This is a genomic window from Treponema sp. TIM-1, assembly GCF_046533115.1.
Taxonomy (GTDB): domain Bacteria; phylum Spirochaetota; class Spirochaetia; order Treponematales; family Breznakiellaceae; genus JAIRMO01.
Genome location: NZ_JAJQRC010000001.1, coordinates 307,759 through 323,162 on the forward strand (window position 1 = coordinate 307,759; position 15,404 = coordinate 323,162).

Consider the following 15,404-nt stretch of genomic DNA (forward strand, 5'->3'; position numbering starts at 1 on the left):
TCGTGTATTTCCCCCTTTATATATAAAATTCTTCCAAAATCACCGTAAGAAAACTTCGTTTCCTTTAATAAAAAATTTAACATCTTTTATATATCGGAAATTTTGTTGAATTTCTGAATATAAAGTCTGAAGATTCGTAAAAACATTTCCCCCTTCCAAGGGCGGCAACGCCGCGGTTTCAGACAGGCCGACATACAGGGTATCTCCCCGGTATAAAAGGGACTCAAGTTTGGTTTCCCGGGGGAAAAGCGGAGCCACATCCGGAGTAGCCGGACCCAGAAGGACGTCTTCTATATATCGCCGTATATCAAGTTCCCGGGAACCGGATCGGGGAAAAAACCGCTCTTCGACCACCACCTTTCCCTTCTCAATAGTATAAAACATTAGGGTCTTTCTGACAAGCCCATTTTGAACAAATTCAACCAGGGCAAAGCAGGCTAAAATGAAAAGATATATCAGCCGCCTTTTAGGTTTTTCCGCGAAAAAACGGAAGGTTTTTAGGTAAATTCCCGTGATTGCCCTCTTCATGGAATGGCGGTAAATCCTCCGGATCGTTCAAACATGGTCACAAAATCTATAATACCACTATATATGGATCCTGAAAACTTCTTCAAGTGGCCATCGTCGATCATAAGCCGGACGTCCTCTTCGTTGGTGACAAAGCCCAATTCCACCAGTACCGAAGGCATCCGGGCATTCCGGACCACAAACCATTCTTCCGCCTTGATACCCCGGGACGGTAACAGGGACCCCACCTGCTCGTTAAAACGGTCCATGATGAATTGGGCCATCATGATACTTTCGGTGGTAAATTCCTCCTCCAGCATGGCGTTGCGGATGGATAAAATTTCAGCGGGATCCCCGGATTTTTCTTCATCAATGAGGGTTCGGCGGTATTCCGGAGTAAGATACCATACCTCATATCCCCGGGCTTTTTTATTCATCGAGGCATTGGCGTGGATCGATATGAATAGAATGGCCTCGTTCTCCTTGAGGGAAACCGAATTGGCGATGGTTACCCGTTTTTCCAGGGTGGGATAGGTATCGTTATCCCTGGTGAGGAGGATCCGTTTATCAGGAAAAACCGCCGTCAACCGGGAATGAATATCCCGGGCAACCTTGAGGGTAATATCCTTTTCAACGGCCTGGACCTGCTTTCCGTCGATAATATGGTTCCCCACCGCCCCGGTATCCTTACCGCCATGACCGGGGTCCAGGATGATCGCGGCAATCCGGAAGCGGCTGCTTTCTTCCCGAAGGACCGTATCCAGCATATCCTTGAGGGAAACCACAAAGGCTTCAGGGAACCAGAGGGCGTCCCTTTCCAGGTACGGGACGGGAACCCGGAGGAGTTCCCTGCCGTCAACCAGGAGAAACCCCTCCTCCCCGGCATTCCCCGCCTCAAAAACGGCGTAATGTCCGGAAATCGATAAAATCCCGGAATAAAAAAAGGGATCCCAGGAAAGTTCCGCCCCAAGCCGGCTCAAAGTTTCGTCCAGGGCGAGAATTTTTTCAGGGGGCTTCCGGTCCGCGCTTTGGGCGGCAAGAAATACCCCGGGGAGTATCATAAGGAGTAAAAATATACCACACCCTCTTTTTAGACCGGTCATGATGACTCAAGGATCCTCCCGGTCTTTATTTCGTAAACCAGACGATCCACCCGGTATGCCCCGCCCTGGTAGCCGCCGCGGATCAGGGCTGCCCAAAAGCTTCGGCCCAGGGGGATCCGGCCTTCGCGGTTTTCCGCCCCCACAGGGAGAGAAACCCCGGTTAAATTCCGTACCATGGCGAGGGATGTTTCCACGGACCTGCCCATAAAATCCAGGATACCCGATTCGGTGAATTCCGGGAAGGGAAGGATGAAAAAATCCCCTCCCCCGCCGGGGGGAACCACCGGGTCCGGCAGCAGGGAAAGACGGTCCAGGATACGGGGGGAAACCCGGAAGGCAGGGGGAATATGGGCCGTCGGATTTTTTGCCCCGGGGAAAGGACCTCCGGCGAGGAAGATTTCTGTTTCCTCATCCGGCGCTTCCAGGCGGATCCCGATGAAACCGGCCGCCCCTTCCGCCGCGGCAACGGCGGCTTCCCGGGAAGGGGCGGCGCTGATGACATTACCGCATTTACCCACGTTGTTTTCGGGGAAACGGACCCGATCCCCGGTTTTGACCCTGAGGAACAGGTCCCTGATATGTTCGGCGGCTCCCGCTTCCTCCAATCCCCGGATGGACCGGATCCTGCCGGGGATAGAGATAAAGGCCCGTTCCGCGCTGGTCCAATTCCGGCATGGGACCAGGGCTTCGGGTTTTTTCCCCAGGGCGGCGAGGATTGCCCCCCGGGTAGATTCCACCCCGGAGGCATAGGGATAGGTCCAGCCCGACATATACCCCCCGGAAAGACGGGCGGCGATTTCGCCAATCATAGGTCCCCGGGAACTGAGTTTGAGATCCCCCTTGGCCGCTCCCAGGGTAATGCCCAGGGCCCGGATCCCCGCAATAAAAACTTTTAGTACCTGCGCCTGCAATGTATCCTCAAGACCGCTGGGCATGGTATGGCCCATTTCAATAAAATAGGGGGGAAAATAGATATGCCGGTCCGCAAAGCCGCAGAGGGTGACTTCCCCCTGATATACCACGGCGTCCAGTGAAAATTCCGGCCCGTCCATGTATTCCTCCACAATGACCCTGCCGGATCGGGAAAATCCGAAGGCGTCTTCCACCGCCGGTTCCAGGCCCGAGGGAAAATCCACCCGGCGGCAGCCCCGTCCCCCCATATTATCCACCGGTTTTACCACCACGGGATACCCAAAGGGAAGGGTAAAACCCGGCCGGGGATGCTCCCGGAGGACCATAAATTCCGGGGAGGGCAGCCCCGCCTGTTTAAAGCATTGACGCATCCGTTCCTTGTCGGAGGCGTTGAGGGCCGCTTCATAGGGGATCCCCGGCAGGCCCAATTTTTCCGCGGCATAGGCAACGGAGGCGGAAAAGTCCGTTCCCGCAGTCATTATCCCCGAAAGCCCTCCTTCAGCCTGGAGCATCCGTCCGAAAGCGGTGATCTTCTCCGTATCTTTTAGATCAATACACTCAAAACGATCCGCCCAGGAGACGCAGGGCGCCTGGGGATCCCCGTCTACGGCCACGGTTTTAAGCCCCATTTCCCTGGCTGTTCTCAGGGCGGGGCCTTGCATAACTCCCGCACCCAGGATCAAGATCCGTTCATTGTGGGTAAAGGTCATGGAACTATTCTCCTTCTTATTCTTCCGTTGCTTTTATCGCGTATACCTCAAAGGTATCCCCCAGGCCAAAAATCACGCTGATCCGATAAAAAAAACCATAGGCCCAGCCGGTCTTTTTGGTCAAAAAAGGCCCCACCAGGGGGAATCGTTCAGGGTGATGGCCGGTGATCAGAATTTTTTTTACGTCAAACCCAAAGGAACCCAGAATTTTTTCGCATTGGCGGGGATGCCAAAGGGTCCAGTGATCGGAGGGACTTTTTTCAAGAAATTTTTTTCGGGACTTCAGACGGGAAATTCCGCCAAAAGAGGGGGTTGCCAAGGCCATGACTCCGCCGGGTTTAAGGAGACGGTTTATTTCGCGCAGTGCCCGCTGGGGATCTTTAAAGTGTTCGATCACATACCAGAGGGTGATCACTTCAAAGCTCCGGTCCTGGAATTCCGGGGGTGAATCCGGGAAAAGGCCCTGAAAAGCAGAGAAACCTAATTCATCCCGGACATACCGGACGGCATCTTCCGCGGGGTCCATGCCCACCGGGGAAAATCCCCCCTCCCGGGCAGCGGTAAGAAAGGGACCGTAGGCACAGCCCAGATCCAGGAGCCACCTTTCCCCCGGTCGGGAGAGCAGGGATTGGATCCGCCGGAGCCGGGATTTTCCCATCCTTACCAAATTGGAAAAATCCTCAAGATACGTCTTTCCGTATTGTTGTTTATACTCACCGAAAAAATAATCGGTTTCATATTTTATAGAAGGTTGTGATAACCGGAGCATATAGACCATACCGCAGCGAGGACAGGAACGGTAGGTTCGCCGGGGAAACCGGGCGAGGACCCGGTGATCCCGGCAATCCCTGCCGCCGCAGACCGGACAGACAGGAGGGAGGATTGGACTAAGGTCCCGGAGAAGGGAGGCGAGACTTTGCCGCTGATCTCCGTCCAGATTATAACGGCGGGCGATTTTTTCAGATGCCAAAGCGATGGCATGCAGCTTTTGGGGATCCAGCCGGTTTTTCGTATATAAAAAACCGGCAAGCCGGCTCGTCCCCTTTTTGCCGATCCCCGCGGAAACAAAGCCCCCCCGGCGGCCCAGCTTTTCGTGGTAAGGACCGGGAGCCACCAGGAGTACCGGTACCCGGGCATGGAGGGCTTCAAAGGCGGTAAGCCCCAAATGGGTAATCAGAAGTTCATATTCGGCGAGTTTTTCCCGGAGTTCTCCGATTTTTTTCAAAACCCGGATCTCCCCATGTTCCACCGGGGCTTGCAGGGCAGCGGCCTTGTTATGCAAGCCGCCCAAGAGGAGGGTAATTTCTACCCCGGGATTGACCAGGGCTTGGGCGGCGGAAAGGGAAAGCCCTGCGGGGTCTTCGGCACCGAAACTTATCAGAACCTTGAGGGAGGCCGGGGAATCTTCCCAGACCGGTCCCGGTACTGCATGGGGGGAGGTAAAAAAAGAAGGACGCCGGTTTTTCGGCAGCGGGAGGAGTTCCGGGGAAGTCATATTGGGCGGGGAGATCCCCGGAGGACCGGGAAGCAGATCCAGGAGAAAATCAAAATAATCCCGTCGGTCCCCCCCCTCATCGATACCCAGCAGGGGCCCCCAGGCCGACCAGATCCGGAATTCCTCGGGGGAAACTTTGAATCTATCCACTATGACCAGATCCCATTTTTTTTCTTCCGGCCTTTGGCGGGCATCGATCATCCAGGCGGGATCAAAGGATGCTACAAAGCCTGCGATATCCCCGGGATAATCCGGGTCAGCCCTTTCCCCGGAAATAACCGGCAGATAAAGATAGGCTTCCCTGCCGAGGGAACGGAGATCCCGCACCAGGGTGAGGGACCGGATCAGATGTCCCCCTCCCCTGCCGGTTTCAACGGCGGGAATCACCAAAACCGGTCCGGCCTTCATGAAAGCCCCCCTGTTTCCCGAAAGAGTCTTTTCGATATACCGATAATAGTCTCCCCCCGGTACCGGGCCCTTCCCGGGGCAGCCTTTGTCAAGGCTTGGGAGAGGGCCTGGGCTTGTTGATAATCCTCCGGGGTATCCACCGTAAGCCGCAGGGAGGGCTCCCGCCAGATCAACGGAGCCAGGGGCCGGTGGAGGAGGAACCATTCAGGATGGCCGTAGAGGTACGGGCAGACGTGTTCCCGTTCGGCCTGGGCAGCGGCTTCCCGTTCCGCTCGAAGCAGGGCTTCGGCGGATACCGATTCTACCCCGGCCCCATAGGGAAGACCGCTATACCCGGCATAGTCCGCGCCAAGCTCTGTCCCCTCTTGGTTTATGGCGGCGGCGGCATCGGCAAATACAAAGGGATTATCCCCGGTTGCCCGGATGATCCGGTCCGGGGAAAAACGACGGATTACCTGGGCGTAACGGCCTAAAACATCTTCCTTGAGACCGGAAACCAATTCAAATCCCTCCGCCTCCGCCAGGGGGAGGAATTCCCGAAAACTATCCTCAGGACAGGCGAGGATATGCAGATCACCGGGAACGGTTTTTAAGGCTTCCATTACCAACGAAATGAGGGGTCTTCCGTCCAGGGGCAAAAGGGCCTTGCGGTACAGGCGGCTGGAATCAAGTCTCGCCTGAAGAACCAGGGCGGTCATGATTCGGGATGGACCCAGCGGTCGGTTATCACCCGGGCGTCGGTTCGAAAACGGAAACGGTTGGTCTTGACCCAGCGCCGGGCCGCGGAAAAATCTTCCCAGGCGGAAAAGGGATCAAATCCGGTTCTGAAGAGGTATCCCGGAAAACGCCGTAAGGGGATATGGGCGCTATCCCCCCTGAATACCGGCGCCAAATTTTTGAGATAAAAACGCCGGTAACTTTCTTCGGCGGTACTATCCTCCGCCGGAACTTCTCCGTCATAACACAAGCGGACCAGCTGGGTACATTGGATTTCCTCGCCCCAAAGATAGGCCCGAAAACCAAAATCCATAAGCTGCCAATGAAGATTTTTTAAGGTTCCGTCAAATCCCCCAAGCATGACAAAACGATCCCGGTCATAAATTCCTACCCCGTCAAAAGGATAGAGGGTGGACAGGCCTTCCTTGAGGGGGGCCACCGGGAAGGTTTTAAGGTTTTTTTGTAAAAACGCCGGAACAATCAAGGTTGGGAGGGTTTCAAACTGGGAATTCTGAATAACCGGGACCGTACAAAGCCGATGGCCGGTATTTTTTTGCTGCCCGGGGGATACCTGCTCCGAATTATACAAAAAACGATTCGCGATTTTTTCCGCCCCTCCCCCATAGAGAAGACGCAGATCATTCCAGAGTACAAAAAAGAGGGGGCTAGTTAATTCGGAGACCGCCAGGTTTATCTGTTCCCCGGGGCTTATCATTTTTTTAAGGAGGATAAACCGTACCGAGGGAAACCTGCCGGATAATTCTTCTATATCATACCGCTCCTGGGGGCCTTCCATGGAAATGATATAATCGAACCCTATTTTTTCAAGTTCCTGAAACAGGGTTCGCCGGGGGTATCGGCCGTCCCGGTTGAGAAGTATCGCCGAAAGTCCGGTGGAAGCGCTCCGTTCTACACCGCCTACGGCGGTATAGGAAGGCATGGTATCATTAAAAATTGTAGGTATAGTATTCATCACACCTCGCACACAATCCCGAATATTCCGGAATACACTGTTCCATATAGAATTTTTCTCCCCGGGACCAAATAAGCTCCAAGGGATCCCTTAATGCGTTTCCCAGGCTCCTTCCGGAGGAAAGTTCTTCCCGGCACAGGGGAACCGTCCCGTCCAGGGTTATGGCCATGTCCCGCATAAGGTGCCAGCAGGGCCTGCGCTGTATGGGGGAAAGGTCTGATGCCTGTAAATCCGGGAGAAAACCGCAAAAACTATCGTATTTTTGGATAATGATACGGGCCCCGGCTTTTTTCCAGGTCCGGTAAAACTGTTCTATGTCATCCTCAAACCCTTTAACCCGGACCGCTTGAACATAGGCGTCCCGCGGGAAGAGGGTTACGAGCTTTTTGGCACATTCCATGGCTTCGGTATAGCCCTGGCCCCGGAGTTTCCGGTAGTGTTCCGGGTCCTGAGCGTCCAGGGAGACTATCCAGGAAAGCGGGGCCAGGGAGGTCTTCCGTTTTTTCGCCTGGGCAGACTCCGCGGCCAGGGCTTCCAGCCCCTCCGGTTTCCAGCCGATACCGGAAGTTTCAATCACCAGGGAGAGGCTGGGCCGATCTAAGACCAGGCGGATCAACTCCTCCTTATGGGGATGGAGAGATAATTCACCCCACAGGGAGAGATCTATCACCCCATCCCCGGAGAAGCCTATGATTTTATCCAGCAGTGACTCAAACTGGCGGATATCCATGAAGCCTTCTTGGGGACCGAGCCGGGGATAGGGACAGAGCTCGCATTGCTGGGGGCAGGGACCGGAAACCTGGATGGGGTAAAAATTCGGGAGCGTCCTGAGGAGTTCGGGTTTTTCAGCGAGGATCCCCTCCACCCCCTGGACGCCGGAAAGTCCCGCTCCAATCAGGCGGGTTAGGATCAGCAGGTTCCGTTTTGAATCCGCCGTGAGGTTCAGCCTATACTGCCGGAGATCCACCGGGGAAATCTCGGTTTCTATATCAAAAGAATTAATATCCCGCTGGATTACGGAAAAGATTGCGTCCCGTTCCACCGGTTCATCGGAATCTCCCAGGATTTTTGAAAGGATCCCCGCCGTACCCGGGGAGAGGAGTTCCGGAGCCAGGCCATAGGGCCAGCCGTCGGCATAGGAGTATTCCGCCCCATAACGGGTATGCCGTTCCTGGATGGTCCCGGCAAGAATGGGGTCCAGCAGGGGACAATCCGCCCAGGCATAATAGGTAAGGTCAAAACCTTGGGAAATATCGGCCAGGGTATCCAGGAGGAGCTTTTTGGTCCATACCGGCCGGGTAATACCCTCAAAATACCTTTGGCCGGGGATCGCGGAAACCTTTCCGGTTTCCAAGTCCTCCCCTGCCAGCAGGACAATTTTATTCACCCCCGGAAAAGATCCGGCCCTTTCCAGAGCGCACTCCAGGGCATTTTTACCGGAAAAAACATTTTCCAAGGCCGCCTCCGAAAGGCTGCCTCCATATAAGACGGCAAGGGCATTCATACGATAAGAATATCGGCATTTTTTATAAAGGGGGTTAGACATGATACCCAGGGCTGTTTCAAATCCAGGACCTGCTTACAAAAAATGTGAAGGCAAAAACAGGGGGAAACTGGGGTGTTTTGTCCCTTTCTAAAGAACTTAATCCCCCACGGTTTACTGGTAAGCCGGTTCGGTTTTGATCTGCGATCCGGTCTCGGGCCGAAGCCGTTCACAGATCGCCGCGGTTGTATCCAGGATCGCCTGCCATTGGGCATCCATGGATTTGATAAGGGCAATCTGGTTGCGGCAACGATCCAGGTTATGATCCTGCCGGGCAATATGATAGTAATGATCCCCCTCAAGATAGTCGGTCAAGAAACGAAGCCCCATAATCTGGGTAATGTTCCGTCCCGATTCAGGGATGAGGGCCTTTTCCTCCTCCAGGAGAAATCCCAGAGCCTCCGACAGATACCCCTCCAGCAGGGCCTCAAAAAAACAGAGGTCAAATTTAACTTTAGAGAGATCCCGTTCATCTTCCTCCGCCCGGGTAGTAACGGTACGGATCAGATCTCCGACATCGAAAAGGCTGGTTCCGGGCATAACCGTATCCAGGTCTCCCACACAGAGGGCCTGGGAGTGTTCATCGTCGATGAAAATATTGTTCATCTTGGTATCGTTGTGGCATATCCGTTCAGGGATTCGTCCTTCCCGGAGGGCCCGGATAAGGATGCCTCCCCGTTCTTCGTTTTCTTTCATAAAGGCGATTTCTTCCTGCACCTGCCCTACCCGGCCAAGGGTGTCCCCGGAAACCGCCCCATAAAAACGGCGGTACCGGCTTTCCATATTATGAAAGTCCGGAATCGTTTCGTAGAGCCGCTCCCCGCCAAGGTCCGCAAGCTGCTTCTGGAAATTGCCGATGCTCTTTCCCAAAAACCGGGCTTGGTCCGGGGAGGAGGCTAATTCCAGGGTATGGGTTCCTTCTATAAATAGATAGGTCCGCCACCAGCCGCCCTCGGCATCCCGGACCCAGGACTTGCCATCCCGGGAATGAACCACCGTTAAGGTCCGGCGGCTCCTCCCGGAAATACCGGCGGTGGCGAGCTTCTTCACAATATGACCGGTGACCCGCTCAATATTCTCCATTACCTCGTCGGGATGGACAAATACCCCTTCGTTAATCCGTTGATGCAGATATCGTATCCTGGTCCCCGCCTGGTTCCACTGGGACACAAAGGTATCGTTGATATGGCCGGACCCAAAGGGTGCGGCGGTTTCAAATTCCCCATATATAGAAAATTGATGTACCAGGTCTAACAATAGGGATAAACGAGGACTTCCTGCCATTACACCCCCGATTGGTTCTTCATAATTAAGCTTGTTTTATTATAGAATGAATAAGTACTCTATATCCATAGCGGGATAAGTAAAAATTATATAATTTATGGAGAAATCATGGAGAGACAGACCGATCAGGGAATAATTTTCGATATGGACGGGGTTCTTACCGATTCGGAGTGGTTTATTGCCGAAGCAGCGCGGCTGATGTTTCAGGAGATCCACCACCAGGTGGTTACCCACGGGGACTTCCTTCCCTTTGTGGGACTGGGGGAAAACCGCTTCCTCGGCGGAGTAGCGGAAAAATACGGCATAGAAGCCTTCGACATTGAGCGGGATAAGGCGAGGACCTACGCTATTTACGGTGATATTGTCAGGGGAAAACTCAAGGCCCTGCCGGGTTCGGTGGCCTTTGTCCGCCGCTGCCGCATCCTGGGATTCAAGACCGCCCTGGCCACCAGCACGGATTATACCAAGATGATGATAAACCTGACCGAAATAGGACTAGCCGGGGATAGTACCATCAAAGACGGAAGGACCAGGGAAGAGGGGGCCGCCGACTTTTTCGACACCTTAGTCAACGGCCTTGATGTGGAGCGGCGCAAGCCCTTTCCGGATATTTTCCTGGAAGCGGCCCAGCGCATCAAGGTCGATCCCCGCCAATGCTGGGTAGTGGAGGACTCTGTCGGAGGAATCGCCGCCGCAAAGGCTGCGGGGATGCGCTGCCTCGCCCTGCTTACCACCTTCCCGGAAAATGAGATCCGGGCCGCCGGGGCGGATAGGGTTGTACGGGATCTTTCCTTTATAAAGCCGGAGGAGCTGAGGTAAATACGGACAAAGAAAATCATTTTATATTGGGGGGGAGTTTCCTTGAGCGGGCATAAGGCTGCAAAGACAGTCATAAAAAGCGGCCGGTATGATTCACGTTTCCCCACCGGGTGGGTAGAATATTCCTTGCTGTCCCTAATAACTCGGGGATATTTATCAATAAAAGCCCCCTGCGTGATGAGACATTTCAAAATGCAACCGAAACCTTGGAGGTAGGACATTTAGGAAATGTAACTTTCGCCTTTACCGAGTCGGCTCTTTTTCTTTCTTACCCGCTTTTTGGTATGCTCCTCTGATTTCTCGTGTTACCGATTTTCGTTCATGAGCAACCCCATTTTGACCTCCGGCCTTCTCAGCTCTCGGAAAGTCTATAGATTTGGGTTGCATTTTCAAAATATTTCAACCCCTCTTTTCGGTCGCTTTTTCGATGTCTTACTGCGCCGTCTTGTCGATACCTATAATTTTCGATACACTAATCAACGTGGGAAGGGGGTGAAAGACCTGTCCATACCCTGCGAAAAACAGGAAAAAAGGCCAAAATTGGCGTATTATGAGGTGTTTTATGAGTTACATAGCTCTTGGAACATTGGTATTATTGGGTATTTACCTTATCCCTCATATCATCAATTGGGTTTATACCGTCCATTGGCCCAAGTGATGAAGAAAATACCCAAAATCAACGCTAATGTCGTTCTCTGCAAATGCCCTTCCTCAAAAGGCGTGTTTGGCATCCGTATAGAAGAAAGGGAGCATGATTGGGTTCGTACCTGGGCCTTCAAAATAAATGAAAGCAAAGCCAAACGGGAAGGTTTTGATAAAGTAAAAATTACCAGTTCAATGATCGCTGCTTCTGAATATCCTGGTTGCCCATACTGTGGGACAATGAATATAGCATTGTGTTCTTGTGGTAAATTATTTTGTTGGTCTGGTGAAAGTGGACAATTAACCTGTCCCTGGTGCGGACAGCGGGACGATTATCATACAGTAGACACTATCGAATTTGAAGGAAAGGGCTTATGATTGAATTCAAAAAAGGTGAAGAGGTAAATCTTCTGGGTGGGGCATCAGCCAAAATCGAAAACAAACTCGGTCAGGGAGGGCAAGGTATTGTCTATTCCATAAGAATTGATGGAAAGCCCTATGCCCTCAAATGGTATACCTGTAAATTCAAAGACAAAGACGCGTTCCGAAAAAACATGGAACGGAATATTACCGAAGGACCGCCGGATAATAAATTTCTCTGGCCGCTTTTTATGACCAACGAACAAAACGGAAGCTTTGGTTATGTAATGAATCTTCGTCCAAAAGAGTATTCCGAATTTTCCGACATCCTTAATAAAACTGTCGAATTTCCATCAACTGAAATGGTAATCAATTCGGCCCTAAATATTGTAAATGGTTTCCGTTCCCTGCACCGTAAAGGATTAAGTTACCAGGATTTGAATGATGGAAATTTTTTCATCAATGTAAAGAATGGCGACATTCTCATTTGCGACAATGACAATGTTACCCCCGATGGCAAGAAGAACAGTGGTAACATTGGCGGGAAACCCGGTTATATGGCACCGGAAATCGTGTGTGGAACTTCACATCCCAACTCTTTGACCGATTGCCATTCGTTAGCCGTCATATTATTTAAACTATTCTGCCGCCATGACCCGCTTATGGGGGAACAATATGTAAAGAGCGTCTGCATAACGGAACAATGTGAATTTGAACTTTATGGTAAAAACCCCATTTTTATTTTTGATCCAAACAATGCGATGAACCGCCCGGTAAAAGGCGTACATCCCAACCCCATAAAACTGTGGCCTCTGTATCCTGATTTTTTACAAAGTGCCTTTGTCAAGTCCTTTGCGGAAGGCATGAAAAACCCCAATGCCCGTTTGCCGGAAAATGAATGGCAGAAAATACTGGTTCGCCTTCGGGATGAACTACTTGAATGTCCGTCTTGCGGAGATGACCTGTTCCTTAACCATTTTCCGGCAGGTGAAACAATCAAGTGCGGCTGCGGACATTCCTACAGTTATCCGCTCCGCCTTGCCTTGGAGAAATACAACGTTCCCCTGTTCCCCGGCGTAAAATTCTATGCCTGCCATACCAGAGGCGGTAATGACGATTATACCACCGTGACAGGCGAAGTAATAATGAATAAAAACAATCCTTCCCTATGGGGAATAAAAAACCTTTCAGGTGATTCATGGTTTATGACCCCTGAGAATGGAGAAGGAAAAAACATAGAAAACGGTTCGATTGTTCCCATTGTGGCCAATCTGGAACTGCAATTCAAAGAAACAGCCGGAAAAATCATAAAGGTTAAAGGAGGACAAAGTGGGTATTTTTGACAAAGTTGAAGGCATTGTAAAACGTCAGATGGTTTTGTTTTTTATTGTTGACACATCAGGCAGCATGGAAGGAACTAAAATCGGCGCCGTGAATACGGCAATCCGTGAAGTGCTTCCTGAATTACAGGGAATTGGCGGCTCAGACGTTGACCTCAAAATAGCCTGCTTAAAATTTTCTTCCGGTTGTGAATGGATGCATCCTTCGCCCATTCCGGTTGAAAATTTTCAATGGAATACTCTTGCCGCAAACGGTGTTACGGATATGGGTGCGGCCTTTAAGGATTTGGCCTCAAAACTGTCAAAAGACAAATTTCTTAACGCTCCCTCGGCTTCGGTAGCTCCTGCAATTTTTCTTATGTCTGATGGTGAACCGACAGATGATTACAAAAGCGGACTTGTGGCTTTGCAGCAAAACAACTGGTATAAATATGCCATAAAAGTCGCTGTTGCTATTGGCGATGACGCAAACATTGACGTGCTTCGGGAATTTACCGGAAATATCGAAGCGGTGATAACTGTTCATACCCCGGAGGCGTTGCGGAAGATGATACGCTTTGTTTCGGTAACATCGTCTCAAATTGGCAGCAAGAGCCAGCCCATGCAAAACGGACAGGTAGAATCCAAGCAGGATGCGATGATTGACCAGTTAAAAGATTTACAACAAACAGAACCTGACTTGAGCAAAATTTCAACCAGTGCCGACGATTGGTAGAATACGGCAAATTTGGGACAAAAAGATGTTTATAAAATTCAGCGCAAAAGCCCAGGGTAAAAGCCATATCGAAAAAAATATCCCTTGCCAGGATGCTGCCGAGGCTATTTTGGGTTCTAACATTGGTATGGCTTTTGTTGCTGATGGACATGGCGGCGCAAAATACTTTCGTAGTGAAAGAGGCTCTGAACTTGCCGTTTCCGTTGCAAGGAAATCACTTTATGATTTTTATGGTAAAATCCTACGGCAAAAAACAGCTTTTTTTGACAAGAAGGCGGTAAGTATTGAACAAAAAAACAAGGAAATAACAGACTTTCTGAAACAGCTTGAAGGAAATATCATTTATCAATGGCGCAATTCGGTGATTGAACACCTGAATACAAATCCATTGACGGATGCCGAAAAAGAAATTTGCATTTCCAATAAAATAGATATGGACGATCCTTCAAACCTTATTCTTTTATATGGAACTACATTGCTTGCTGCATTTATGTCCGGCAGCTTCTGGTTTGTTCTTCAGATAGGCGATGGCCTTATTGTTGTGCTTGATAATGATGGTATCGCCAGTTTGCCAGTACCGGAAGATGAACGCCTGGCTTTCGGCAGAACAACATCCTTGTGCGATTCGGACGCAATAAAGAATTTTCGTGAAAATTTTGGTTTTGAATCAATAAAAGGCATAACCGTAGCCACAGACGGTGTTGCAGACTCTTTTGAACCCGAAAAATATCTCCGGTTTAACGAGGAATTGCTTGAAAAATTTACCCATATTCCCGTTAAAGCCGAAGCGGATTTACAGGAATTCCTACCGAGATTGTCAGAACGTGGCAGTGGTGATGATGTGGCCATCACAGGAATTTTTAGGCAGGAGGAATGTTGAATATATGGGTATGCCCCTTCCAGACGCATTAAAAATCATCCTCATTGATTATGGCGAGGATATACTCAATGATCCCAGGCTAACAAAAGCATATCTCAGCGATTATACCGGTGATGAAAGTCGCGTGGAAATCAAGATGCTGTTACAGCTATTTGAAAATAATATGCATTTTGAGATACTCAAATTAAAAGAGTTTGATGATCAAACACAAATGCAATTTGTCCGGCAGACTGCACTAAAATATTTTATGGGAAATTATAGTTTAGGCGTTTCAATTACTGAATTATTGTTTACCGTATTTTACGACCTCGGTTTTATTAAACGAAAAACATCGAAAAACACAAGCGTAAATATTATCGATCAAAAAATGGATTTGTGGAAAAAGAAACTTCTCGACTTGGGTAAACGAAACAGACTTCTTAATTATCGGGACACAAAACGGTCAAGTTTAAGAATTGAGACTCCAACCCTTGATGAAATATGGAATAAAGTAGTCGTTAAAGGAAGGACATTGGAATTTCCCTATATTGACGAGTTTGACGAAGAAAATGCTAACCCTGTCAATCTCAATACCAAGAAATTATTGGTAAATGTTATTACAACAAACCAGCCTCCCAGGGAACAGCAGAAAACTTTGAGAAACCTGAAATCAAAGAAAAAAAGTATCATTGAAGAACAAGGTGTAAATGTACTCCATCTGGCTTTTGGCTTTATAAACTGGACAGAGCAAACCAATTCAAATGATATTTTCTCATCTCCGATGATACTGGTTCCGGCATCCTTGACCCAAAAATCTATAACCTCGCCTTTTATGCTTACCATAGATGAAGATGACGTTGTAATGAATCCTACACTTGCTTACAAGATGGAACATGATTTTGGTATAGTCTTTCCTGATTTTGATTCAATGTCAACAAGTTAAGCCCCTCCGGTCAACAATTTGATTTATGATTATGATGAAACTTCACCTTCCGAGGGGTTTTCCGCGGTGTTGAC

14 protein-coding genes are annotated in these 15,404 nt (G+C 50.2%); 6 read left to right on the forward strand and 8 right to left on the reverse strand.

Annotated elements, in window-relative coordinates; all coding sequences use genetic code 11:
* Positions 1 to 39: 39 nt before the first annotated feature.
* From LQZ21_RS01425 to LQZ21_RS01460, 8 genes are all read right to left on the reverse strand, one after another.
* Positions 40 to 528: a GerMN domain-containing protein gene (locus tag LQZ21_RS01425; RefSeq protein ID WP_411042350.1), complete on the reverse strand. Its 489-nt coding sequence runs from the start codon at positions 526 to 528 to the stop codon at positions 40 to 42.
* The gene (locus LQZ21_RS01430; RefSeq protein ID WP_411042351.1) at positions 525 to 1,568 is read right to left on the reverse strand and encodes an N-acetylmuramoyl-L-alanine amidase family protein; all 1,044 of its coding nucleotides are present in this window, start codon (positions 1,566 to 1,568) and stop codon (positions 525 to 527) included. Before LQZ21_RS01430 ends, LQZ21_RS01425 begins: the two co-directional genes overlap by 4 nt.
* Before the next feature lie 38 nt (positions 1,569 to 1,606).
* Positions 1,607 to 3,232, reverse strand: coding sequence for an ATP-grasp domain-containing protein (locus tag LQZ21_RS01435; RefSeq protein ID WP_411042352.1), 1,626 nt, complete (start codon positions 3,230 to 3,232; stop codon positions 1,607 to 1,609).
* 16 nt (positions 3,233 to 3,248) lie between these two features.
* Positions 3,249 to 5,135, reverse strand: coding sequence for a methyltransferase domain-containing protein (locus LQZ21_RS01440; protein ID WP_411042353.1), 1,887 nt, complete (start codon positions 5,133 to 5,135; stop codon positions 3,249 to 3,251).
* Positions 5,132 to 5,833: a cytidylyltransferase domain-containing protein gene (locus LQZ21_RS01445; protein ID WP_411042354.1), complete on the reverse strand. Its 702-nt coding sequence runs from the start codon at positions 5,831 to 5,833 to the stop codon at positions 5,132 to 5,134. Before LQZ21_RS01445 ends, LQZ21_RS01440 begins: the two co-directional genes overlap by 4 nt.
* The gene (locus LQZ21_RS01450) at positions 5,830 to 6,792 is read right to left on the reverse strand and encodes a hypothetical protein (RefSeq protein WP_411042355.1); all 963 of its coding nucleotides are present in this window, start codon (positions 6,790 to 6,792) and stop codon (positions 5,830 to 5,832) included. The genes LQZ21_RS01445 and LQZ21_RS01450 overlap by 4 nt, the downstream gene beginning before the upstream one ends.
* A gap of 7 nt (positions 6,793 to 6,799) precedes the next feature.
* Positions 6,800 to 8,329: a spiro-SPASM protein gene (locus LQZ21_RS01455; protein WP_411042356.1), complete on the reverse strand. Its 1,530-nt coding sequence runs from the start codon at positions 8,327 to 8,329 to the stop codon at positions 6,800 to 6,802.
* 153 nt (positions 8,330 to 8,482) lie between these two features.
* Positions 8,483 to 9,652: a phosphotransferase enzyme family protein gene (locus LQZ21_RS01460; protein ID WP_411042357.1), complete on the reverse strand. Its 1,170-nt coding sequence runs from the start codon at positions 9,650 to 9,652 to the stop codon at positions 8,483 to 8,485.
* Positions 9,653 to 9,760: 108 nt separating this feature from the next.
* Here LQZ21_RS01460 and LQZ21_RS01465 point away from each other — a divergent pair, with 108 nt between their 5' ends.
* The 6 genes from LQZ21_RS01465 to LQZ21_RS01490 all read left to right on the forward strand — a co-directional run bounded on the left by LQZ21_RS01465 (position 9,761) and on the right by LQZ21_RS01490 (position 15,330).
* Entirely contained in the window at positions 9,761 to 10,471 is a 711-nt protein-coding gene (locus LQZ21_RS01465) for an HAD family hydrolase (RefSeq protein WP_411042358.1), read from the forward strand.
* 381 nt (positions 10,472 to 10,852) lie between these two features.
* A complete protein-coding gene (locus LQZ21_RS01470) occupies positions 10,853 to 11,491 on the forward strand; it encodes a TerY-C metal binding domain-containing protein (RefSeq protein ID WP_411042359.1) in 639 nt (212 codons plus the stop codon).
* The gene (locus tag LQZ21_RS01475; RefSeq protein WP_411042360.1) at positions 11,488 to 12,816 is read left to right on the forward strand and encodes a protein kinase domain-containing protein; all 1,329 of its coding nucleotides are present in this window, start codon (positions 11,488 to 11,490) and stop codon (positions 12,814 to 12,816) included. Before LQZ21_RS01470 ends, LQZ21_RS01475 begins: the two co-directional genes overlap by 4 nt.
* Complete coding sequence (locus tag LQZ21_RS01480; protein ID WP_411042361.1) at positions 12,803 to 13,528, forward strand: vWA domain-containing protein; 726 nt, start codon at positions 12,803 to 12,805, stop codon at positions 13,526 to 13,528. Before LQZ21_RS01475 ends, LQZ21_RS01480 begins: the two co-directional genes overlap by 14 nt.
* Before the next feature lie 25 nt (positions 13,529 to 13,553).
* Complete coding sequence (locus LQZ21_RS01485; RefSeq protein WP_411042362.1) at positions 13,554 to 14,408, forward strand: PP2C family serine/threonine-protein phosphatase; 855 nt, start codon at positions 13,554 to 13,556, stop codon at positions 14,406 to 14,408.
* A complete protein-coding gene (locus LQZ21_RS01490; RefSeq protein WP_411042363.1) occupies positions 14,353 to 15,330 on the forward strand; it encodes a DUF4011 domain-containing protein in 978 nt (325 codons plus the stop codon). Before LQZ21_RS01485 ends, LQZ21_RS01490 begins: the two co-directional genes overlap by 56 nt.
* Positions 15,331 to 15,404: the final 74 nt, after the last annotated feature.

Coding starts and splice junctions, on each gene's coding strand:
- LQZ21_RS01460 (WP_411042357.1), bottom strand. CDS start 9,652: ATGGCAGGAAGTCCTCGTTTATCCCTATTGTTAGACCTGGTACATCAA.
- LQZ21_RS01445 (WP_411042354.1), bottom strand. CDS start 5,833: ATGACCGCCCTGGTTCTTCAGGCGAGACTTGATTCCAGCCGCCTGTAC.
- LQZ21_RS01440 (WP_411042353.1), bottom strand. CDS start 5,135: ATGAAGGCCGGACCGGTTTTGGTGATTCCCGCCGTTGAAACCGGCAGG.
- LQZ21_RS01465 (WP_411042358.1), top strand. CDS start 9,761: ATGGAGAGACAGACCGATCAGGGAATAATTTTCGATATGGACGGGGTT.
- LQZ21_RS01425 (WP_411042350.1), bottom strand. CDS start 528: ATGAAGAGGGCAATCACGGGAATTTACCTAAAAACCTTCCGTTTTTTC.
- LQZ21_RS01455 (WP_411042356.1), bottom strand. CDS start 8,329: ATGAATGCCCTTGCCGTCTTATATGGAGGCAGCCTTTCGGAGGCGGCC.
- LQZ21_RS01430 (WP_411042351.1), bottom strand. CDS start 1,568: ATGATACTCCCCGGGGTATTTCTTGCCGCCCAAAGCGCGGACCGGAAG.
- LQZ21_RS01435 (WP_411042352.1), bottom strand. CDS start 3,232: ATGACCTTTACCCACAATGAACGGATCTTGATCCTGGGTGCGGGAGTT.
- LQZ21_RS01485 (WP_411042362.1), top strand. CDS start 13,554: ATGTTTATAAAATTCAGCGCAAAAGCCCAGGGTAAAAGCCATATCGAA.
- LQZ21_RS01450 (WP_411042355.1), bottom strand. CDS start 6,792: ATGCCTTCCTATACCGCCGTAGGCGGTGTAGAACGGAGCGCTTCCACC.
- LQZ21_RS01475 (WP_411042360.1), top strand. CDS start 11,488: ATGATTGAATTCAAAAAAGGTGAAGAGGTAAATCTTCTGGGTGGGGCA.